The sequence below is a fragment of the Serratia sp. BNK-10 genome (genome assembly GCF_047456065.1).
Taxonomy (GTDB): Bacteria; Pseudomonadota; Gammaproteobacteria; order Enterobacterales; family Enterobacteriaceae; genus Serratia; species Serratia ureilytica.
In genome coordinates this window covers 5,143,718-5,163,858 of sequence record NZ_CP179894.1, presented here as the reverse complement: position 1 = coordinate 5,163,858, position 20,141 = coordinate 5,143,718, and the positions used below count along the sequence as shown (strand labels likewise).

The 20,141-nt window shown below is 61.1% G+C and carries 20 protein-coding genes; 3 read left to right on the top strand and 17 right to left on the bottom strand.

What is annotated here, in order from left to right; all coding sequences use genetic code 11:
- Positions 1-2 precede the first annotated feature (2 nt).
- The 9 genes from tatB to udp all read right to left on the bottom strand — a co-directional run bounded on the left by tatB (position 3) and on the right by udp (position 7,964).
- Entirely contained in the window at positions 3-560 is a 558-nt protein-coding gene (tatB, locus tag ACMGG9_RS24725) for a Sec-independent protein translocase protein TatB (protein ID WP_414161796.1), read from the bottom strand.
- Positions 561-563: 3 nt separating this feature from the next.
- Positions 564-827 carry a Sec-independent protein translocase subunit TatA gene (tatA, locus tag ACMGG9_RS24720; RefSeq protein ID WP_004934452.1) on the bottom strand — a complete coding sequence of 88 codons (264 nt, stop codon included), beginning with the start codon at positions 825-827 and terminating at the stop codon, positions 564-566.
- Between the two features lie 80 nt (positions 828-907).
- Positions 908-2,539, bottom strand: coding sequence for a ubiquinone biosynthesis regulatory protein kinase UbiB (gene ubiB / locus ACMGG9_RS24715; RefSeq protein WP_033644971.1), 1,632 nt, complete (start codon positions 2,537-2,539; stop codon positions 908-910).
- Positions 2,536-3,144 carry a ubiquinone biosynthesis protein UbiJ gene (gene ubiJ / locus ACMGG9_RS24710; RefSeq protein ID WP_414161795.1) on the bottom strand — a complete coding sequence of 203 codons (609 nt, stop codon included), beginning with the start codon at positions 3,142-3,144 and terminating at the stop codon, positions 2,536-2,538. Before ubiJ ends, ubiB begins: the two co-directional genes overlap by 4 nt.
- 13 nt (positions 3,145-3,157) lie before the next feature.
- Positions 3,158-3,913 carry a bifunctional demethylmenaquinone methyltransferase/2-methoxy-6-polyprenyl-1,4-benzoquinol methylase UbiE gene (gene ubiE, locus ACMGG9_RS24705; protein WP_004934443.1) on the bottom strand — a complete coding sequence of 252 codons (756 nt, stop codon included), beginning with the start codon at positions 3,911-3,913 and terminating at the stop codon, positions 3,158-3,160.
- Positions 3,914-3,991: 78 nt separating this feature from the next.
- A complete protein-coding gene (gene rmuC / locus ACMGG9_RS24700; RefSeq protein ID WP_033652654.1) occupies positions 3,992-5,539 on the bottom strand; it encodes a DNA recombination protein RmuC in 1,548 nt (515 codons plus the stop codon).
- Between the two features lie 140 nt (positions 5,540-5,679).
- A complete protein-coding gene (locus tag ACMGG9_RS24695) occupies positions 5,680-6,210 on the bottom strand; it encodes a DedA family protein (protein ID WP_004934438.1) in 531 nt (176 codons plus the stop codon).
- A gap of 79 nt (positions 6,211-6,289) precedes the next feature.
- Positions 6,290-7,072 carry a tyrosine-protein phosphatase gene (locus tag ACMGG9_RS24690; protein WP_047573105.1) on the bottom strand — a complete coding sequence of 261 codons (783 nt, stop codon included), beginning with the start codon at positions 7,070-7,072 and terminating at the stop codon, positions 6,290-6,292.
- A 130-nt stretch (positions 7,073-7,202) separates the two neighbouring features.
- Positions 7,203-7,964 carry a uridine phosphorylase gene (gene udp, locus ACMGG9_RS24685; protein ID WP_004934432.1) on the bottom strand — a complete coding sequence of 254 codons (762 nt, stop codon included), beginning with the start codon at positions 7,962-7,964 and terminating at the stop codon, positions 7,203-7,205.
- A gap of 488 nt (positions 7,965-8,452) precedes the next feature.
- Here udp and ACMGG9_RS24680 point away from each other — a divergent pair, with 488 nt between their 5' ends.
- The gene (locus ACMGG9_RS24680) at positions 8,453-9,280 is read left to right on the top strand and encodes a dienelactone hydrolase family protein (protein WP_033652652.1); all 828 of its coding nucleotides are present in this window, start codon (positions 8,453-8,455) and stop codon (positions 9,278-9,280) included.
- Between the two features lie 84 nt (positions 9,281-9,364).
- Here the strand turns inward: ACMGG9_RS24680 and metE are convergent, their stop codons facing one another.
- On the bottom strand, positions 9,365-11,653 hold the full coding sequence (gene metE, locus ACMGG9_RS24675) for a 5-methyltetrahydropteroyltriglutamate--homocysteine S-methyltransferase (protein ID WP_083223815.1): 2,289 nt from the start codon (positions 11,651-11,653) through the stop codon (positions 9,365-9,367).
- A 90-nt stretch (positions 11,654-11,743) separates the two neighbouring features.
- On the opposite strand from metE, the gene metR reads away from it, so the two are divergent.
- Positions 11,744-12,688, top strand: coding sequence for an HTH-type transcriptional regulator MetR (gene metR / locus ACMGG9_RS24670; protein WP_147838377.1), 945 nt, complete (start codon positions 11,744-11,746; stop codon positions 12,686-12,688).
- 15 nt (positions 12,689-12,703) lie between these two features.
- On the opposite strand, the gene ACMGG9_RS24665 is transcribed toward metR, so the two are convergent.
- Entirely contained in the window at positions 12,704-13,564 is an 861-nt protein-coding gene (locus tag ACMGG9_RS24665) for a carboxylate/amino acid/amine transporter (RefSeq protein ID WP_033652651.1), read from the bottom strand.
- A 151-nt stretch (positions 13,565-13,715) separates the two neighbouring features.
- Between ACMGG9_RS24665 and ACMGG9_RS24660 the strand changes: the two genes are divergently transcribed.
- Entirely contained in the window at positions 13,716-14,045 is a 330-nt protein-coding gene (locus tag ACMGG9_RS24660) for a hypothetical protein (RefSeq protein ID WP_033652650.1), read from the top strand.
- Here ACMGG9_RS24660 and ACMGG9_RS24655 read toward each other — a convergent pair.
- From ACMGG9_RS24655 to ugpB, 6 genes are all read right to left on the bottom strand, one after another.
- Positions 14,026-14,982, bottom strand: a complete 957-nt coding sequence (locus ACMGG9_RS24655) for an AEC family transporter (RefSeq protein WP_047573112.1) — start codon at positions 14,980-14,982, stop codon at positions 14,026-14,028. The genes ACMGG9_RS24660 and ACMGG9_RS24655 overlap by 20 nt on opposite strands.
- A 60-nt stretch (positions 14,983-15,042) precedes the next feature.
- Complete coding sequence (gene ugpQ / locus ACMGG9_RS24650; protein ID WP_033644980.1) at positions 15,043-15,780, bottom strand: glycerophosphodiester phosphodiesterase; 738 nt, start codon at positions 15,778-15,780, stop codon at positions 15,043-15,045.
- Entirely contained in the window at positions 15,780-16,850 is a 1,071-nt protein-coding gene (locus tag ACMGG9_RS24645) for a sn-glycerol-3-phosphate import ATP-binding protein UgpC (protein WP_038874163.1), read from the bottom strand. The genes ugpQ and ACMGG9_RS24645 overlap by 1 nt, the downstream gene beginning before the upstream one ends.
- A gap of 5 nt (positions 16,851-16,855) precedes the next feature.
- The gene (gene ugpE, locus ACMGG9_RS24640) at positions 16,856-17,701 is read right to left on the bottom strand and encodes a sn-glycerol-3-phosphate ABC transporter permease UgpE (protein WP_033638989.1); all 846 of its coding nucleotides are present in this window, start codon (positions 17,699-17,701) and stop codon (positions 16,856-16,858) included.
- A complete protein-coding gene (gene ugpA / locus ACMGG9_RS24635; protein WP_060660065.1) occupies positions 17,698-18,585 on the bottom strand; it encodes a sn-glycerol-3-phosphate ABC transporter permease UgpA in 888 nt (295 codons plus the stop codon). The genes ugpE and ugpA overlap by 4 nt, the downstream gene beginning before the upstream one ends.
- A 78-nt stretch (positions 18,586-18,663) precedes the next feature.
- The gene (gene ugpB, locus ACMGG9_RS24630; protein WP_117187645.1) at positions 18,664-19,983 is read right to left on the bottom strand and encodes a sn-glycerol-3-phosphate ABC transporter substrate-binding protein UgpB; all 1,320 of its coding nucleotides are present in this window, start codon (positions 19,981-19,983) and stop codon (positions 18,664-18,666) included.
- Positions 19,984-20,141: the final 158 nt, after the last annotated feature.

Genomic DNA, 20,141 nt, shown 5'->3' with positions numbered 1-20,141 from the left:
TATTAACGATCGCCACTAGGTTGGTGAGACGCTGGGGTTTTATCCGCAACAGGTTCGGCAGGAGCAGGCGCGGTTTCCACCGGCGCTTTAGCCGGTTGCACCGCCACTGGCGCAGCCACGACGGCTTCAGGTTCCACTGCCGGTTTTGGCACGGCGGCGGGCGCGCTGGCGCTGGTTGCCGCTTCCGCCGGCGTCACGCCGTCGTGCAAGGCTTCCGGATCGATGGCCTGCGGGTTATGGATGGTGTTCGCCAGCTCTTCTTTCTCGCCCCGGTAGGTGCGTTTCAAGGATTCCGCCGCGTCTTTCAGCTCATCCATCGACGCCTTCAACTCCGGCGTCAGGTTCTGCAGGCCGGCCTGTTCGGCTTTCTTCAGGCTGTCCTGCAGCTCCTGCAGCTTCAGCTCCTGAGACAGTTCGTGCTGCACCGAGGCCGCCAGCGAGCGCAGCGCGCGGATCCAGCCCGATACCGTTCTGACCGCAACCGGCAAGCGTTCCGGCCCCAGAACAACCAGGCCGATCACCAGCACCAGCAGCAGCTCACTAAACCCAATGTCAAACACGGTTTATACCTGCTCTTTGTTCTTCGACTCTTCCGGTTTCACTTCCGGCTGCTTATCGGTAATAGGCTTGGCCGAGAAATCAGCGTCATCCAGGCTGCTTTTTTCTGCCGTGTTGGGGGTCGACGGCGTATCGTCGCCGATCGCTTTTTTGAAGCCCTTGATCGAGGCGCCGAGATCGGAACCCAGCGTGCGCAGTTTTTTGGTACCGAACAGCAGCACCACGATCACTGCGATGATCAACAATTGCGTAATACTAATACCGCCCATTTTAATTACCTCTAATTTTAAGGGGTCTTTTAAAGCCAGCCCGCATTATAGAGCCGACTTTACCAGAGTAACGAATTAATTCAGGTGGTTCGCTTCCAGCCAATCACCCAGCATACGATGCCGGCGGCCATCATCCAGGCAGGGAACACCTCGATTTGCCCCAGCAACAACAGCGTGCCGCTTACCAACAGTGTAGCGCCAACGCCGAACAAATAACGTGACTGCCCCTGACGAACCCGCTGAGCCTGCATCTGGTTGGTCAGCTTATCAACGCTTTGTTGCAACAGTTTATGCTGCTGCAGGCTGTCGTAAAACAGTTCGGGCAGCTCGGGCAGTTTCTCCGCCCAGAACGGCGCTTTCTCTTTTAGCGCGCGCACCACGGCGGGAATGCCGACCTGATCGCGCAGCCAACTCTCGAGGAATGGCTTGGCGGTGGTCCACAGATCCAACTGCGGGTAAAGCTGACGCCCCAGCCCTTCAACATACAGCAAGGTCTTCTGCAATAACACCAGCTGCGGCTGCACTTCCATATTGAAGCGGCGCGCGGTGTTGAACAGGTTCAGCAGCACGTTGCCGAAGGAGATCTCCGCCAGCGGCTTCTCGAAAATCGGTTCGCACACGGTACGGATGGCGAATTCGAAGTCTTCCACGTTGGTGTCGCGCGGCACCCAGCCGGAGTCGACGTGCAGTTCCGCCACCTTGCGGTAATCGCGGTTGAAAAAGGCGATGAAGTTTTCCGCCAGATAGCGTTTGTCATCCTTGTTCAACGAACCGACGATGCCGCAGTCGATGCCGATGTAGCAAGGATCTTCCGGATGTTCGTAGCTGACGAAAATATTACCGGGATGCATGTCCGCATGGAAGAAGCTGTCGCGGAATACCTGGGTAAAGAACACCTGAACGCCGCGTTCCGCCAACAGTTTCATGTTGGTGCCCTGCTGCTCCAGCGTGGCGATGTCCGAGACCGGAATGCCGTAGATACGCTCCATCACCAACACGCTTTCGCGGCAGTAGTCGGAGTAGACTTCCGGCACGTACAGCATCGGGCTGCCGTCGAAATTGCGACGCAGCTGAATGGCGTTGGCCGCTTCGCGCAGCAGGTTCAATTCGTCCAGCAGGGTTTTTTCGTACTCGCGCACCACTTCGCGCGGACGCAGGCGGCGGCCGTCCGGCAACAGCTTCGGCACCCAGCCTGCCAGCCGGTACATCAAGCGCACGTCGGCTTTGATAATCGGCCCGATATCCGGCCGGATCACCTTCAGCACCACTTCCTGGCCGGTGGTTTTCAGCCGCGCGGTATGCACCTGCGCGATCGAGGCGGACGCCAGCGGCTGCTGCTCGAAGTCGTCGAACCAGGTTTCCAGCGGGCCGCCCATCGCCAGCTCGATATGCTTGCGCGCCAGCGCACCGTCGAAAGGCGCCACCCGATCCTGCAGCAGCGTCAGCTGATCGGCAATGTGCGGCGGGAACAGATCGCGGCGGGTCGACATCATCTGGCCGAACTTGATCCAGACCGGCCCCAATTCCTGCAGCGCCAGCCGCAGACGTTCGCCCAGCGGTTTGTCCTTGTGCCGATTAGGCATCCAGAACAGCAGCCGGCGGCCGAAGCGCAGCGGCAGCGTCAAACGCATTGTCGGGATCAGCTCGTCCAGCCCATAGCTGAGAAAAACGCGGACGATAAAATACAAACGACGCAGTTCGCCTGGGGTCATCGCTTGCCCTCCAACTTATCCATGCGGGCAATCAGCGCTTCCGCGCTGCGGGCGAGCGCATCCACTTCTTCATTGAACCACACCACTTCCAGCGGCCCCGGCGCCAGACGCCACTCTTCCGTCAGCGCCTCAGCCATGTCTTGCTGCCGACGCATCAATCCGGCCTTGAGTAACGAAGCACCTTTGCCCAGCGCCTGCGTAATGCCTTGAGCGGCGATATCGCCGATATAGGGCGCCAGCCATTCCGCCGGATCCCACTCCGCCAGATCGAGCAGGCCAACCAGCTGTTGCACCACCTGAATATCCCCTTCCACCGTCAATTCGCCGCTGCGCATCAGCACCGGCAACTGCTGGCGATCGCGCAGCTTCAGTAAGGAGGGAATGCGGCTGCGCACCGTGCAATCGGCGCTGTCTTCAGACTGCCCCAGCACATCCACGCGCAGTTCGCTGAACACCAGCACCAGCGGTGAAGCCAACTCTTCCAGTTCGATGCGCAGCACCTTGCCCACCAGGCGTTGGCGAGCGGCTTTCATGCTGCGATCGCGAAACAGCAGGTTATTCAGCGAGGTTTCCAGCGCACCGGTCAGCAGAGGGGTAAACAGCATCGGCATCTCCCTCTCAGAACTTGAAGCCGCGATGCAGGGCGACAATCCCACCGGTCAGGTTGAAATAGGTGACGTTTTCAAAACCGGCGTTGCCCATCATGCCCTTCAGGGTTTCCTGATCGGGGTGCATACGGATCGATTCCGCCAGATAGCGATAGCTGTCCGGATCTTTCACTACCAGCTCGCCGATCTTCGGCAGCACGTGGAAAGAGTATGCGTCGTAAGCTTTGCTCAGCGGCGCCAGCAGCGGTTTGGAGAACTCCAGCACCAACAGGCGGCCGCCCGGCTTCAGCACGCGGAACATCGAACGCAGCGCTTTGTCTTTGTCGGTGACGTTGCGCAGGCCAAAGGAGATGGTGATGCAATCGAAGTAGTTATCCGGGAACGGCAGCGCCTCGGCGTTGGCCTGCACGTAATTGATGTTGCCGACGATGCCGCGATCGCGCAGCTTCTCGCGCCCCATCTTCAGCATCGAATCGTTGATGTCCGCCAGCACCACCTGCCCCTGCTCGCCAACCATGCGGGAGAACTTGGCGGCCAGGTCGCCGGTACCACCGGCCAGATCCAGCACGCGCTGCCCGCGGCGCACGCCGCTGCAGTCAATGGTGAAACGCTTCCAGATACGGTGGATGCCGAACGACATCAGGTCGTTCATCACGTCATACTTTGCCGCTACCGAATGAAAAACGTCCGCCACCATGGCCTGTTTTTCGTCTCTAGCGACGGTGCGAAAACCGAAATCGGTGGTTTCCTGCGATTGATCTGCCATTGTCCTGCCTGCTATTCAGTCAATTTTGTGTGGATGAGTGTACCAGAAGCCCGAGGAATACCCCACCTCGCCACGGCCTCAGCCGTGCGAAACGAAGCCCGGTTCCCCGGTGGTATCATCATCGTCGTTCGTCTGCGGCAGCGCGGCGACCTCGTCGTCGTTCGCCTCTTCCGCTTCATCGTGTTGCGCGCCGGCTTGCTGCGCCAGCAGCGGGTTTATCGGCCGCTTGACCTCAACCCCCAGCGCGCGGAAACCTTCAATTTGGCCGATAAGATTACCACGGCCTTCGCTCAGTTTGTTCATCGCCTGACGATAACTGCCCTGCGCCTTGTCCAGGCTCTGTCCCAGCGCAGACATATCGTCCACGAACAGCCGCATCTTGTCATACAGTTTCGCCGCGCGCTCGGCGATGCGCTGGGCATTCTGGCTCTGATGCTCATAGCGCCACAGGTTGGTGATGGTACGCAGCGCCACCAGCAACGTGGTCGGGCTGACCAGCATGATGTTGTGCTTGAGCGCTTCGCTGATCAGCTCCGGCTCGCGATCGATAGCCAGCAGGAAGGCCGGCTCGACCGGAATGAACATCAGCACATAGTCCAGCGAACGCAGCCCCGGCAGCTGCTGGTAGTCCTTGCGGCCCAGCATGCGAATGTGGCCGCGCAGCGAAGCGATATGTTCGCTCAGCGCCGCTTCGCGCTCCGCCTCGTCTTCACCGTTGAAATAGCGCTCGTAGGCGATCAGCGACATCTTGGCGTCGATCACGACATCCTTGCCCTGCGGCAGGCGCACGATCACATCGGGCTGCATGCGACTCTGATGATCTACCCGCACGTTGACCTGCGTTTCATACTCGTGCCCTTCGCGCAGGCCGGAGGCCTCCAGCACCCGGCTCAGCACCACTTCACCCCAGTTGCCCTGGGTCTTGTTGTCGCCTTTCAGCGCCTTGGTGAGGTTGATGGCCTCGCGCGCCATTTGCGCATTCAACTGCTGCAGATTGCGTATCTCGTGCGTCAGCGTATGGCGCTCACGCGCCTCCTGGCCAAAGCTGTCCTGCACCTGCCGGCGGAAACCGTCCAGTTGTTCGCGCAGCGGCAGCAGTAACCGATCCAAACTTTGCTTATTTTGCTCGTCCACCTTGCGGCCGCTGTGTTCAAAAATGCGGTTGGCGAGGTTTTCAAACTGGGTGGTGAGGCGCTGTTCGCTGTTGATCAGCAGACGCTGCTTCTCCTCCGCCGCCATGCGCGTCTCTTCCAGACGGATGGTGACTTCGCGCAGCTCGGCCTCCTGCGCGCTGTTCACCTCGCGCTGGGCGCGCAGCTCTTGGTTGAGCAGCTCGCATTCGTTGCGCCAATGGTTGAGCTGTTGCAGTTTTTCATGCCCGGCCGCCAGCTGGCTGTGCAGGTTGCGCAGCTCCAGCTCGTTCTGGCGCGACTGCTGTTCGTGGCGCTGCAGGGCCTCCTGCCGCACGGCCGTCTCCTGCTGCGCCTGCTGCAACGCTTGCTCCAGCAACCGCAGTTCGGTTTCATGTTGCGCGTTCGTCTGCTGCACTCGCAGACTGGCGATCAGCCACCCCAACAGCATGCCGATCGCGACGCCGCCAATCCCATAAATCAGACTGGTATCCACCCTGCCTCCTGTTGCACCTTGCCGTTCCGGCGTTTCGCACGCCCATTGCCCGTCACGTTAAGGGGAGGCTGTATGGATGTCCAGCCTGATTTTGCCCGCCGCGCACAATATTGCGCGGCGCTGCGCAATTTAGCGAGAAATCAGCCCAGCCACTGGCTGAGCCACTTGATGCCGAACGCCCCCGGCGCCAGAATGCCGAACGCCCAGATCATCGCCGACGTGACGTTGGCCAACTGGAAGTAGCGCTGCGGCATGCCGCAAATGCCCCCCACCAGCGGCACCACGGCGCGCAGCGGGCCGAAGAAGCGGCCAATGAAAATGCCCAGCACGCCCCAGCGCTCAAAGAAGGCGTGGCCGCGCGCCAGCAGCTGCGGATTGCGCGACAGCGGCCACATATGGGCCACCCGATCCTGATAGTGGTAGCCGATCCAGTACGAGAGCCAGTCGCCGAAAAACGCCCCGGCGGCGGCGGCGGCCCAAATCGGCCAAAAGGCGATGCCGCTTTCGCCGATCAGCGCGCCCAGCGCCAGCAGGATCACCGTGGCCGGCAGCAGCAGCGACAAAAACGCCAGCGACTCGCCGAACGCCAGGAAGAAGATGATGGGAATGGCCCAGCCTTCGTGCTGACGCACGACGTCGCTGACCCAGTTGATAACGTCATTGAGGCTCAATGCGGGGCTCCTGATACGCGATGGTTCGCCGCCTAGGATAAGCCGGGGCGAGTTAAACCCCGGCTAAACACGCGGTAATTTACTCGAGGTAGAACGCCCGCAGCGCTTCGCGCTGGGCCGCGCCCAGGCCGTATTCCGCTTCCAGCCAGCGGTCGGTGGAGCCGTATTGTTGGCGGATGCAGCCCAGCGCCGTCATCAGGAACTCCTCGCGCGCGCTGAGCACGTAGGCGAATTGCTCGAGCGCCGCCGCATTCAACTTGATAGACAGCTGATCCAGCATCTGCTCGCGGAAAGCGGCCAGCGTGGTTTCGGTCAGCAGATAGTCTTCCAGCACCGTCGCTTCGTCGGCCCCCAGCGCGAACAGCACCAGCGCCGAACCGACCCCGGTGCGATCCTTGCCGACCGCGCAGTGTTGCACGATCGCGCCGCCGCCGGGGTTGCTCAACAGCTGCGCCAACCGCTGATAGGCCGCATTGCCGAACGGCAGGCGGCGATACAGCTCCAGCATGAACGCCCGGGCGTCGAAAGCGGCCAGCGTTTCGTTGGTGAGCTTTTCCAGGTTGGCGTTGACTTCGCTGCTCAGCGGGTTGGCCGGCACGTGGTGATAGTCAGCGCCATTCCACAGAATATCCGGTTTGGCCTGCACTTCGTCGGCATCGCGGTAGTCCAGCACCGAACGCACCGGCACTCCAGCGAGGAAAGTGCAGTCGTTTTCCGTCAGCCGCTCGAGAGATCCGGAGCGGAACAGCAGGCCGCGTTTGATGCGGCGCCCGTCGGCCACGCCGTTGCCGCCGAAGTCACGGAAGTTAATGCCGCCGTCGAGCGGCGCAAGCGAAGGATGAAGCAGGATCTGGGCGGTCATAAACGTCCTCGTTGTTTTTGTTCTGACAACGCGCGGCAGCCATCGGCGCAGCGCTGAGGAGTATCACCGTAACAGATTAGCCGCGAATGGAAAAACGGACCGCGTCGGCGGCCCGCTGGGGGTAAGGCGATTACAGCAGACGGCGGGCGGCGTCCACCACGATCTGCACCGCTTTGCTTTCGGTGTTTTTCATGGTCTCGGCGTTCGGAATCTCTTGCTGGGTGCGGTTAACGATCACCCCGGCCACCATGCCAGCGCGCAGGCCCTGGCTGGCGCACATGGTCAGCAGCGTGGCGGATTCCATTTCATAGTTCATCACGCCCATCGCCTGCCATTCTTCCATCGAGCCTTTGAAACGGCTGACCACGCGGCCAGAGTAGGTATCGTAACGTTCCTGGCCCGGATAGAAGGTATCGGAAGAAGCCGTCACGCCAATGTGGGTGGTGGCGCCGCTGGCTTTGGCCGCTTCCACCAGCGCGGTGGTGCAGGCGAAGTCCGCGACCGCCGGGAACTCCATCGGCGCAAAGTGCAGGCTGGCGCCGTCGAGGCGTACCGCTGCCGTAGTCACCAGCACGTCGCCGACGTTGATGTTCGCCTGAATGGCGCCGGTGGTGCCGATGCGCAGGAAGGTGCGGATGCCCAGCTGCGCCAACTCTTCCACCGCGATAGAGGTAGACGGGCCGCCGATGCCGGTGGAGCAGACGATCACCGCCTTGCCGTCCAGCTCTGCGCGCCAGGTAGTGAATTCACGATGGGAGGCCAGATGCACCGGATTTTCCATCAGCTTGGCAATTTTCTCTACGCGCTGCGGATCGCCCGGCACGATGGCAAGCTGGGCCCCTTGTAAATCGTTCTTGGTGAGGCCGAGATGAAAAACATCAGACTGAGACATACGAGACTCCTCATGGATCATGTTTATTGGGAGGAACAAAAAAGCACTCTACTGAAAATCGCCGCTTAATTTCGTGACGATAGTCACTATGAAAAGAGAAACAAATTACATGCTACATATTTTTTGTGATTTTTATCACAAAAAAAGCACTATAAGGCATCCAGAACGCACCGCTAAACCTCAGTCTAGCCGACAAACCTTGCCGCTCCCTGCCCGTTGATTGCCGGCTGAAACTATTTAGCTCATCAATTCGAAATACCCCCATCTTATCGGTTGCTTAGGGACAAAAAAGCCCTCTAACGCACCTTATGGCACTTACGCGGGCCAAAACGCGTAATAACATGATAAAAAGCGCTTAAAAATGCCGTAAAGCCAGATAATTAGCCGTTTTTTATCGACTTGTCCGAAAGTGCGCCACGCAGCGCCAATAATGGGTAATCTTTCCTATAGTTAATCTCAGCGCTTTTTTCTATTGCACGGAGACCGCAATGAAAACCGAACATGTGATGACATTAGAACAGGCTCAGGGAGGATTCGCCCCGGCCGCCGCGCCGGTAGCCGCCTCCGCGATTATCACCGATGAACAGGGCATTCACGCCGGGCAAACGACTATTCCTTCCCAGGGAGACGCGCTGCCGGCCTACGTCGCCAAACCCGCCGACCACAACGGCCCCTTCCCCATCGTGCTGGTGGTGCAGGAAATCTTCGGCGTCCATGAACATATTCAGGATCTGTGCCGTCGTCTGGCCAAACAGGGCTATCTGGCGATTGCCCCCGAGCTCTATTTCCGCCAGGGCGACGCCAACGACTACACCGATATCGGCGAGCTGTTCCAGCAGCTGGTGACCAAGGTGCCGGATCGTCAGGTGCTGTCGGATCTGGATCACGCCGCGCACTGGGCTATCCGCCACGGCGGCGACGCCGGCAAGCTGGCGATCACCGGTTTTTGCTGGGGCGGCCGCATTACCTGGCTGTACGCGGCGCACAACCCGCAGTTAAAAGCGGCCGTCGCCTGGTACGGCAAACTGGTGGGTGAAAAAACGCTGAATTCGCCGAAGCATCCGGTCGATGTCGCCACGCACTTGTCAACGCCGGTGCTGGGGCTGTATGGCGGGCAGGACAGCGGCATTCCGCTGGATACGGTGGAAAACATGCGTCAGGCGATCCGCGCCGCCAACGCCGATGCCGAAATCGTGGTGTATCCTGGCGTCGGGCACGCATTCAACGCCGACTATCGCCCCAGCTACAACGCCGAAGCGGCGGAAGACGGCTGGCAGCGCATGCTGGCGTGGTTCGCCCAGCACGGCGTCAAGTAATCCTCCTCGCATAAAAAAGGGCGCCGAAGCGCCCAATCATCACACCAGTAAATCTATCTGCGGCGGTTTACCCGCCGCACGGCATCACGCGTGCTCGCGCAGGCGCTGCGCCGCCAATACCATGTTGGCCAGCGACTGCCGGGTTTCCGGCCAACCGCGAGTTTTCAGGCCGCAATCGGGGTTGACCCACAGGCGTTCCGCCGGGATGTTCTGCGCCGCTTTACGCAGCAGCGCTTCGATCCATTCCACGCTCGGCACGTTCGGCGAGTGGATATCGTAGACGCCCGGCCCGATTTCGTTCGGGTATTCGAACTCTTTGAAGGCTTCCAGCAGATCCATATCGGAACGCGAGGTCTCGATGGTGATCACGTCGGCGTCCAGCGCGGCGATGGAGTCCATGATGTCGTTGAACTCGCAGTAACACATGTGGGTGTGGATCTGGGTGTCATCCTGCGCCACGGCGGCGTTCAATTTGAAGGCGTCCACCGCCCAGTTCAGGTAGGCGGCCCAGTCGGATTGTCGCAGCGGCAGCCCTTCGCGCAGCGCAGGTTCGTCGATCTGAATGATGCCGATGCCGGCTTTTTCCAAATCTTCCACCTCGTCGCGCAGCGCCAGCGCAATCTGCTTGGCGATCACTTCGCGGGTCACGTCTTCACGCGGGAACGACCAGCACAGGATGGTCACAGGCCCGGTCAACATGCCTTTCACCGGCTTGTCGGTCAACGACTGGGCGAATTTGGCCCATTCGACGGTAATGGCTTCCGGGCGGCTGACGTCACCGATGATCACCGGCGGCTTCACGCAGCGGGAACCGTAGCTCTGCACCCAACCATTCTGGGTAAACACGAAGCCGTCGAGGTTCTCACCGAAATATTCCACCATGTCGTTGCGCTCGGCTTCACCGTGCACCAGTACGTCCAACCCGAGGCGCTCCTGCTCGACGATCGCCTGTTTGATGTGCTCACCGATGCTGGTGCGGTAGTTGCTGCCGTCCAAACGGCCCTGTTTGAAGTCCAGACGCAGGCCGCGGATTTCGGTGGTCTGTGGAAACGAACCGATGGTCGTCGTCGGCCAGGCCGGCAGCTTGAAACGCTCGCGCTGCGCCCTGGCGCGCTCGGCGTACGCGCTGCGGCGTTCGCAGTCCTGCGCGGTGATCGCGGCCAGACGGCGCTCAACCTGTGGGTTATGCACGCGGTTCGACTGGCGACGGGCGCGGATCGGCGCGCTGTAGGCGTCCAGCTCGGCCTGTTTCGTCGCGTCAGGCGCGTTCAGCGCCGAGCTCAACAGCGCCAGCTCGGCGCATTTTTGCAGGGCGAAGGCGAACCAGCTTTTCACTTCTTCGTCCAGACGGCTTTCCACGCTCAGATCGATCGGGCTGTGCAGCAGTGAACAGGAGGTGCCGATCCACAGCGGGCGCTGTCCCACCAGCGGCTGCAGACGTTCGAACCAGCGGCTCAGATCGGCGCGCCAAACGTTGCGGCCGTTGATCACGCCCAGCGACAGCAGCCAGTCTTGCGGCAATGCGGCGCTCAGCGCGGCGATATCGTCATGGCCGGCGACCAGATCGACGTGCAGCCCCTGCACCGGCAGCGTGCGAATGGTGTCGAGGTTGTGGCCGACGCTGTCGAAATACGTGGTCAACAGCAACTTAACCTGCCCCTGCAACGCGTCATACGCCGGTTTGAAGGCGTCCAGCCAGGCTTGCGGCAGCTCCAGCACCAGCGCAGGTTCGTCGATTTGCACCCACTCGACGCCGCGCTTCGCCAGCTCCGCCAGCACCTGCTGGTAAACCGGCAGGATCTCTTTCAGCAGCGACAGGCGGTCGAACGGCTCGCCCTTCACTTTACCCAACCACAGATAAGTCACTGGGCCAAGCAACACCGGCTTGATGTGATGCCCCAGCGCCAGCGCTTCGTCCACTTCGTCCAGCAGTTGGGTCCAGCCCAGCTTGAACTGCTGGCCTTGCTGGAATTCGGGCACCATGTAGTGATAGTTGGTGTTAAACCATTTGGTCATTTCCGCCGCGGCCGCCGGCTCGCCGGTCGGTGCGCGGCCACGGCCGATGCGGAACAGCGTGTCCAGATCAATAGAGCCATCCGCATTCTGATGGCGCGCCGGCACGTTGCCCAGCAGCAGGCTGGTGGTCAACACATGATCGTACCAGGCGAAATCGCCGACCGGCACCAAATCCACCCCGGCCTGCCGTTGCTGCTGCCAATGACGAGCGCGCAGCTCGCGGCCAACCGCCAACAGCTCTTCCTGCGTTGAGTTGCCGGCCCAGTAGCTTTCCTGAGCTTTTTTCAGCTCACGTCGTAGCCCAACGCGAGGAAAACCCAGTGTGTGATTCAAAATTGCCATCGTCATATTCCCCATTTAGCCGTCCAGATGTTTACACATCCATAATCAGCAGGTACTGTATTAACCACAAGCGCAATTTATTCACTGTCAATGTGAAGGACTCTCATGATCGAACTGAAACATTTACGGACGCTGCAGGCTCTGCGCAACAGCGGTTCGTTGGCGGGGGCGGCGGCCCAACTTCATCAGACGCAGTCTGCCCTGTCGCACCAGTTCAGCGATCTTGAGCAACGTCTGGGCTTCAAGCTGTTCGTGCGCAAGAGCCAGCCCCTACGCTTCACCGCCCAGGGCGAGATCCTGCTGCAGCTGGCGGAACAGGTGCTGCCGCAGATCCAGCAGGCGCTGCAGGCCTGCCACGAGCCGCATCAAACCACGCTGCGCATCGCCATCGAATGCCACAGCTGCATTCAGTGGTTGACGCCGGCGCTGGACAACTTCCGCCAGCGTTTCCCGCAGGTGGTGATGGACTTCACCTCCGGCGTCACTTTCGATCCGCAGCCGGCCCTGCAACAAGGCGAGCTGGATCTGGTGATGACGTCGGATATCCTGCCGCGCAGCGGCCTGCACTATTCGCCGATGTTCGATTTTGAGGTGCGTCTGGTGCTGGCGCCGGATCATCCGCTCGCCGGCAAGCTGCACATCGAGCCGGAAGACTTGAGCGATGAAACGCTGTTGATTTACCCGGTGCAGCGCCAGCGGCTGGATATCTGGCGGCATTTCCTGCAGCCGGCGGGCGTCAACCCGGCGTTGAAGAACGTCGATAACACGCTGCTGCTGATCCAGATGGTCTCGGCGCGGATGGGGATTGCGGCGCTGCCGCATTGGGTGGTGGAAAGTTTCGAACGGCAGGGGCTGGTGGTGACCAAAACCCTGGGTGACGGCCTGTGGAGCCGCCTGTACGCCGCCGTGCGCGACGGTGAACAGCGCCAGGCGGTGACCGAAGCCTTTATCCGCTCGGCCCGCCAGCACGCCTGCGATCATCTTCCGTTCGTGCGCGACGCCGCACGCCCTGGCGCGACCGGCGCCAAAGCGTTGGCGGCCGGCGTATAAACTGCCTGCCCCCGTTTAGCCGAGCTGTTTCGGCGCCACCCAGCGGCGGTGCACCCACAGTGAAGCGACGATCACCGCCCCACCGAGGATAAAGCTCGGCCAGTGCGGCTGCTGCTGCCAAATGGCCAGGTTGACCAACAAGCCGGCCGGCACATGCATGTTGTTCATGATGCCGAGCGTGCCGGCATCGACCTGCGTCGCGCCGTAGTTCCACATGAAATAGCCCAGCCCCGACGCCACCACGCCCAGCCAGATCAGCACGCCCCACTGCAGATTGGTGGTTGGCAGCTGCTGCGGGTTGCCCCACAGGAACCAGGCCACCACCGCCACCGCCGCCGCCCCCAGGTAGAACCAGGAAAAGGCGGTGTGCTGCGGCAAGGGGTGCACTTCCATCAGGCGCTTATAGCCGACCATGCCGATGGCGAAGCTGATGTTCGCCGCCTGCACCAGCAACAGCCCCCACCAGAAGTGTTCGCTCAGTTGGTGATAGCGAATGATGGCCGCGCCCAGCACCGCCAGCAGCGCGCTGAAGGCGTAGCCCCAGCGCAGGCGCCGGCCGCTCAGCAAGTCGTAGATCAGCGTGATGTACAATGGCGTCAGCACGGTGAACAACAGGAACTCCGGCACCGTCAGATAGAGATAGGCGCGGAAGCTGATGAGGTACATGATGCCCAGCTGGAAGGCACCCACCAGCATATACAGCAGGATCACCTTGAGTTTGATGTTGCGCCAGCGCAGGAACGGCAGGAACACCAGCGCCGCCAGCCCGATGCGCATCAGCACCGAGAACCAGCTGTCGACATGGCCCGCCAAATATTCGCCGATCAGGCTGAAAGAGAACGCCCACAGAATGGTGGTGATAACCAAGAGCAGCACGATGGGTTCATCCTAGCAATTCATAAACCGCGATTGTAACGGAAGATGGACGCATAAGGGGATGAAAGGCGGTTTACATCTGAACAAAATACAAACTACCGGCAAAATTTCACCGCTGAGTTAGGCTTAATAAAAAGGCGAGGTAACCATCATGAAAACTTCTCACATTCTGTTCGCTCTACTGTTGCTGCCTGGGTTGGCGGCGGCGGCCAACGGCGTAACCGACCTGCGCTCACAGCAGCAGTTACTCAACCAAAACAGCCAGCAGGCGCAACAACAGCGCTTGTTGAACAACCGGCAGATGGATCAACGCCGCCTCCAGCAGCAGCGACAGTTCGACAATCAACGGCAACAGCTGTTGCAAACCGCGCCGAACGGCGGGCAACTGCTGCCTAACGGCAACCAGCCGCGCGATCCGTTCAATCGCACCGCGCCGGCGGTGCCGCAGGCGCCGATGCCGGCTACGCCCGCACGCCCATAACGGTGAGGATCAGCGGCGTGGTGATCGCCGCCAGCACGGTGGACATCACCAGGCTGGTGGCGGCCGGGCCGGTGAGCGTATTGAACTGGCGCGACATCAGGTAGACGTTCACCCCCACAGCCATTGAGCCCAACAGCACCACCACGCGGGTCTCCATCGGCGGCAGATCCATCATCCAGGCCAGCAGCCAAATCACCAACGGCTGCACCAGCAACTTCAGCACGCAGATGGCGCTGCTCAGCTGCCAGCCTTCGCTGATGCGATACTCCGCCAGGCCCATGCCGAGCACCACCAGCGACAGCGGTGCCGCCACCTGGCCGAGCATGCTGACCGGCCGATCGACGAAGGCCGGCAGCGGCAGGCCGGTCAGGCTGAACAGGGTGCCGGACAGGATGCCGACGATCAACGGGTTGGTCAGCACGCTGCGGGCGGTTTTGGCAAAGCCGCTCAGCGTCGGCGAGCCGTTGCGCGCCCATTCGATCGACACCGTCACCAGCGTCCACAGGATCAGGCCGTTGAACACCAGCACCAGCGCTACCGACGGGATCGCCGCCTGCCCCAGCATCACGCTGGCGATCGGTAAACCGAGCATCACGTTATTGGAGAAAATACCGCCCAGCGCAAACACCGAACCAGCGACCCCATCCAGCCGGAAGAGGTGCCGGGCGACCAGGCGGCCGAGCACGAACACCAGCAGGCAACTGCCGAAGAACGCGATCAGCAGCCGGGCGTCGACCGCCGGGCGCTGCGAGAAATCGCACATCATGCGAAACAGCATGGCGGGCAAAGCGAGGGAAAACACGAAGCGCGTCAGGCCATCGGTGATGCTGGAAGGCCATTTCCCCCAGCGAATCAGCCCATAACCCAACGCGATCAGGACGAACAGCGGTAAAGACAGCACGATCTGGTGCCACAGTGACATCATAAAGCCTGGCATCGCATTCCTTCCGGTGGCGCGGCGGCAAGGCTTGTCGTCGCGGGATTCATCGGCGCCGGATTAAAAATCCGGGCCAATCAAATCTATCCGGTCGGTGCAAATGCAGTCAACGCCCCAGTCGAGCAGCAGACGCGCGCGATCCGGTTGGTTGACGGTATACACCAGAATGCGTAGACCGGCGTCTTTCAACGCTTTCACCCGCTCGGCGGTCAGCGCTTTGTGGTCGATATGCAGCGAGACGCAGTCCAGACGCTCCGTCAGCTCGCGCCAGTTGTCGTCCCAGGCCTCCAGCAGCAGGCCGCGCGGCAAGTCCGGCACGGTGCGTTGCGCCGCCGCCAACGCTTCCACCGAGAAGGAGGAGAGCAGCGGGTCGGTCTGCCCTTGCCACAGCAACCGCGCCGCCAGCGCCACCACCCGCCCGGTTTCATCGTCGCTGCCGGTGGTCGGTTTGATCTCGATATTGGCCATCAGGCCGTGTTCCCGGCAGCGTTCCGCCACCTCCGACAGCAGCGGCAGCCGCTCGCCCTTGAAGGCCGAGCTGTACCAGTTGCCGGCGTCCAGCTGCACCAGTTTATCCCACGGCAGTTCGCCCGCCACGCCCCAGCCGTTGCTGGTGCGATCCAGCGTATCGTCATGCAGCAGGAAAATTTGTCCGTCCTGCGCCAGTTTGGCGTCGAACTCGATCATCTTGTGGCCGTGGCGCGCGCCGACGTCGATCGCCGCCAGGGTGTTTTCCGGCGCCAGAGAACCGCCGCCGCGGTGGGCGACAATATGTGGGTAAGGCCAGGGTCTCGTCATCAATCCATCCGTAATCCGCTGTGGGTGTCAAAGAAGTGCAGCGCCTGAGCAGGCAGCTGCAAATATAGCGTACTGCCCGCCGCCGGCAAGGTTTCATGCGACAGCCGCGCGATCACCCCGTGACCGCCCCACTGGCCGTGCGCCAGATTATCGGCTCCCAGCAGTTCCAGCGTCTGCAGCTGCAGCGGCACGCCCTGGCCTTGCGCCACCAGCTGAATATGCTCCGGCCGAATGCCCAGCGTCAACTGCCGTCCCGCCCACTGCGGCTTGGCCGCCGGCAACGGCAGCGCCATGCCGTCCGCCAGCAGCAGCTGGCCGCCGTCGGCGCTCAGGGTGCCGGGCAGCAGGTTCATCGCCGGCGAGCCGATAAAGCCGGCGACGAACAGCGAAGCCGGCCGCTGATATACCTCGCTCGGGGTGCCGATCTGCTCCGCCACGCCCTTGTTCATCACGATCACCCGCTGCGCCAGCGTCATCGCCTCCACCTGGTCGTGGGTCACGTACAGGCTGGTGGTTTTCAGGCGTCGGTGCAGCTGCTGCAGCTCCAGGCGCATCTGAACCCGCAGCTTGGCGTCCAGGTTGGACAGCGGCTCATCGAACAGGAACACCGCCGGTTCGCGCACGATGGCGCGCCCCATCGCCACCCGCTGGCGCTGGCCGCCGGAAAGTTCGCGCGGCTTGCGCTTGAGCAGCGGCTCCAGCTCCAGAATGCGCGCCGCCTCCTCCACCCGCTGGCGGATATGATCCTTGCCGAAACCGCGGATCTTGAGGCCGTAGGCCATGTTGTCGTACACGCTCATGTGCGGATAGAGCGCGTAGTTCTGGAACACCATCGCGATGCCGCGATCCTTGGGCTCCAGATCGGTCACGCGCCGGGTATCGATATAAATATCGCCGCTGGTGGTGCGCTCCAGCCCGGCCACCATGCGCAGCAGCGTGGATTTGCCGCAGCCGGACGGGCCGACCATCACGATGAATTCACCGTCCGCCACGTCGAGGTCGATCTGTTTGATCACCGGCGTTTTACCGTCGTAAGACTTGGTGACCGCCTGTAGTTTTAATCCTGCCATCGTCGTTATTTCTCGCTATCAACCAGACCGCGCACAAACCAGCGCTGCATCAGAAGCACCACCGCCAGCGGTGGCAATAAAGTCAGAATCATCGCCGCCATCACCTGGTTCCACTGGGTCGGCGCGCCGGAAGTGGAGATCATGCTCTTGATGCCCGCCACCGCGGTGCCCATCGAAGCGTCGCTGGTGATCAGGATCGGCCACAGATATTGGTTCCAGCCGTAAATAAAGGTGATGACGAACAGCGCCGCCAGATTGGTTTTCGACAGCGGCAGCACGATGTCCCAGAAGAAACGCATCGGCCCGGCGCCGTCGATGCGCGCCGCCTCCAGCAGCTCATCCGGCAACGTCATGAAGAACTGGCGCAGCAGGAAGGTGGCGGTGGCCGAGGCCATCAGCGGCAGCGTCAGGCCGGTATAGCTGTCCAGCAGGTTGAGGTTGGAGATCACCTCCACCGTTGGGAAAATACGCACTTCCACCGGCAGCATCAGGGTGAGGAAAATCAGCCAAAAAAACAGGCTGCGCAGCGGGAAACGGAAATACACGATGGCGTAAGCCGACAGCACCGACACCGCGATCTTGCCGCAGGTGATCGCCAGCGCCATGATCACGCTGTTGAGCAGCAGCAGCGAGAACGGCACCTTGAGGTTGCCCACTCCGCCCTGCCAGATATTGCGGATGTTCTCCCACAGGTGCCCGCCGGGCACCAGCGTCATCGGCACCTGAAACACCTGCTTGTCGTCCAGCGTGGCGGCGACAAAGGCCACGTACAGCGGGAACAGCACCACCAGCACGCCGATAATCAGCATCACATGGCTGAAGACATCCAGCCCGCGTCGATTCTCAATCATTGGTAGCGCACCTTACGTTCAACGAAGCGGAACTGGATCACCGTCAGGCCGATCACCAGCAACATCAGGATCACCGACTGCGCGGCGGAACTGGAGAGATCCAACCCTGCGAAGCCTTCGCGGTAGATCTTGTAGATCAACGTGGTGGTGGACTGCACCGGCCCGCCGCCGGTGGCGGCGTCGATCACCGGGAAAGTATCGAAGAAGGCGTACACCAGATTGACCACCAGCAGGAAGAAGCTCACCGGCGCGATCAGCGGCAGCACCAGATGGAAGAAACGCCGCACCGGGCCGGCGCCGTCGATGGCCGCCGCTTCCACCAGCGAACGCGGGATCGACTGCAGCGCCGCGAGGAAAAACAGGAAGTTATAGCTTATCTGCTGCCATACCGAGGCCAGCACCACCAGGAACATCGCCTGGCCGCTGTTTTGCGCATGGTTCCAGTTATAGCCCAGACCATTGAGGAAATGGGTGATCAACCCCAGACCGGGGTTGAACAGAAAGATCCACAGCACCGCCGCCACCGCCGGCGCCACCGCGTAGGGCAGGATCATCAGCGTGCGATAGAGGCGGCTGCCGCGCAGCACGTAGTCCACCAGCGCAGCGAAGAACAGCGAAACCGCCAGCCCGATGCCCGCCACCAGGAAGCTGAAGATCAGCGTGGTGTAGAACGAGTCGAGATAGTAAGGATCCTGGAACAGCTGTTTAAAGTTATCCAGCCCGACAAACTGGCTGGACAGGCCGAACGGATCGAGGCTCTGCACCGAATACCACAGCGCTTCGCCGGCGGGCCATAAAAAGAAGACGGCGGTAATCAGCAGCTGCGGCAGCACCAGCGCATAGGGCAACCAGCTGCAGCCGAAACCGGAACGGGAAGATGACATAGCAGTTAAACCATTAATCGGGTACGGAAGGATCGGCGTGAAGACGCGAGCCCGATCAGACGGGCCCGCGACGCGGGATTACTTGGTCGATGCTTCGAAACGGCGCAGCAGCACGTCACCGCGCTGCACGGCGGCGTCCAACGCCTGCTGAGGCGTTTTCTTGCCGGTCCACACGCCTTCCAGTTCCTCATCCACCACGCTGCGGATCTGCGGCATGTTGCCCAGGCGCAGGCCCTTGGTGAACGGCAACGGCGGCTTGTTCAGCATCTGGCGAGTGGCGACGTCGGCACCCGGGTTCTTGTCGTAGAAGCCCTGCTGCTTGGTCAGATCGTAAGCCGCGGTGGTGATCGGCAGATAGCCGGTCTTCTGGTGCCATTCGGCGGCGATTTCCGGCTGCGCCAGGTACTGCAGGAATTCGGCCACGCCCTTGTAGGTGGCGGCGTCTTTGCCGTTCATCACCCACAGGCTGGCCCCGCCGATGATGGCGTTTTGCGGCGCATTTTTCGCGTCGGCGTCGTACGGCATCATGCCGACGCCGTAGTTGAATTTGGCGTAGTGCTTGATGTCCGCCAACGAACCGGATGAGGCGGTGGTGATGGCGCAGTCGCCGTTATAAAACTTCTCGGTGGATTCGTCTTTGCGGCCGAAATAGGTGAAGTCGCCCTTCTTGTTCATCGCTTCGAGCAGCGCAATATGTTTGACCTGCAGCGGTTGGTTGAACTCCAGCTTGGCGCTGGTGCCGCCAAAGCCGTTGTTTTCACTGGCGAACGGCACGCCGTGCCAGGCGCTGAAGTTCTCCAGTTGGATCCAGCCCTGCCAGCCGCTGGCGTAACCGCACTTCATGCCGGCTTCGCGCAGTTTGGCGGTATCCGCCGCCAGTTCCTGCCAGGTTTTCGGCGGTTGATCCGGGTTCAGGCCGGCCTTTTTGAAGGCGTCTTTGTTGTAGTACAGCACCGGCGTGGAGCTGTTGAACGGCTGCGACAGCAGATGGCCGCTCTTGTTGTCGGTGTAATAGCCGGCCACCGTCGGCACGAACACCGACTCGTCGAAGTTGATGCCGGCCCCTTTAAACACTTCATAGACCGGTTTGATGGCTTTGCTGGCCATCATGGTGGCGGTGCCCACCTCGTAAACCTGCAGGATCGCCGGCGCCTTCCCGGAGCGGTAAGCGGCGATGCCCGCCGCCAGGCTCTGTTCGTAGTTGCCTTTATAAACCGGCACAATCTTGACGTCGCTGTGCGACTGGTTGAAGCGATCCGCCAGAGAGTCCACTTCTTTACCCAGTTCGCCTTCCATCGAATGCCAGAACGGAATTTCTGTCGCCGCCAGCGCCTGTGCGCTGACCGCCAGGGTCAATGCGACGCACAGCGTGGTTTTGCGAATAGCGTAGGTGAGCATGCCTAACTCCTGAAAAAGCTGGTGTAAAAGCGCGTGAGCGAAAAGAATCAGTTTTTTGTTCGGAAGCTAACATGCCATGCGCGGATGACAGAAAAATAACCGTTAGATGACAGCCACATGACGGCAAGGTGAAGTGAAGATGGCGGTTTGATGTCGGC

Excerpts from the sequence above, each read along its gene's own strand:
- tatA (WP_004934452.1), bottom strand. The coding sequence starts at position 827 with ATGGGCGGTATTAGTATTACGCAATTGTTGATCATCGCAGTGATCGTG.
- ubiB (WP_033644971.1), bottom strand. The coding sequence starts at position 2,539 with ATGACCCCAGGCGAACTGCGTCGTTTGTATTTTATCGTCCGCGTTTTT.
- ubiJ (WP_414161795.1), bottom strand. The coding sequence starts at position 3,144 with ATGCTGTTTACCCCTCTGCTGACCGGTGCGCTGGAAACCTCGCTGAAT.
- ubiE (WP_004934443.1), bottom strand. The coding sequence starts at position 3,913 with ATGGCAGATCAATCGCAGGAAACCACCGATTTCGGTTTTCGCACCGTC.
- ACMGG9_RS24690 (WP_047573105.1), bottom strand. The coding sequence starts at position 7,072 with ATGACCGCCCAGATCCTGCTTCATCCTTCGCTTGCGCCGCTCGACGGC.
- udp (WP_004934432.1), bottom strand. The coding sequence starts at position 7,964 with ATGTCTCAGTCTGATGTTTTTCATCTCGGCCTCACCAAGAACGATTTA.
- ACMGG9_RS24680 (WP_033652652.1), top strand. The coding sequence starts at position 8,453 with ATGAAAACCGAACATGTGATGACATTAGAACAGGCTCAGGGAGGATTC.
- metE (WP_083223815.1), bottom strand. The coding sequence starts at position 11,653 with ATGGGGAATATGACGATGGCAATTTTGAATCACACACTGGGTTTTCCT.
- metR (WP_147838377.1), top strand. The coding sequence starts at position 11,744 with ATGATCGAACTGAAACATTTACGGACGCTGCAGGCTCTGCGCAACAGC.
- ACMGG9_RS24660 (WP_033652650.1), top strand. The coding sequence starts at position 13,716 with ATGAAAACTTCTCACATTCTGTTCGCTCTACTGTTGCTGCCTGGGTTG.
- ACMGG9_RS24655 (WP_047573112.1), bottom strand. The coding sequence starts at position 14,982 with ATGCCAGGCTTTATGATGTCACTGTGGCACCAGATCGTGCTGTCTTTA.
- ugpQ (WP_033644980.1), bottom strand. The coding sequence starts at position 15,780 with ATGACGAGACCCTGGCCTTACCCACATATTGTCGCCCACCGCGGCGGC.
- ACMGG9_RS24645 (WP_038874163.1), bottom strand. The coding sequence starts at position 16,850 with ATGGCAGGATTAAAACTACAGGCGGTCACCAAGTCTTACGACGGTAAA.
- ugpE (WP_033638989.1), bottom strand. The coding sequence starts at position 17,701 with ATGATTGAGAATCGACGCGGGCTGGATGTCTTCAGCCATGTGATGCTG.
- ugpA (WP_060660065.1), bottom strand. The coding sequence starts at position 18,585 with ATGTCATCTTCCCGTTCCGGTTTCGGCTGCAGCTGGTTGCCCTATGCG.
- ugpB (WP_117187645.1), bottom strand. The coding sequence starts at position 19,983 with ATGCTCACCTACGCTATTCGCAAAACCACGCTGTGCGTCGCATTGACC.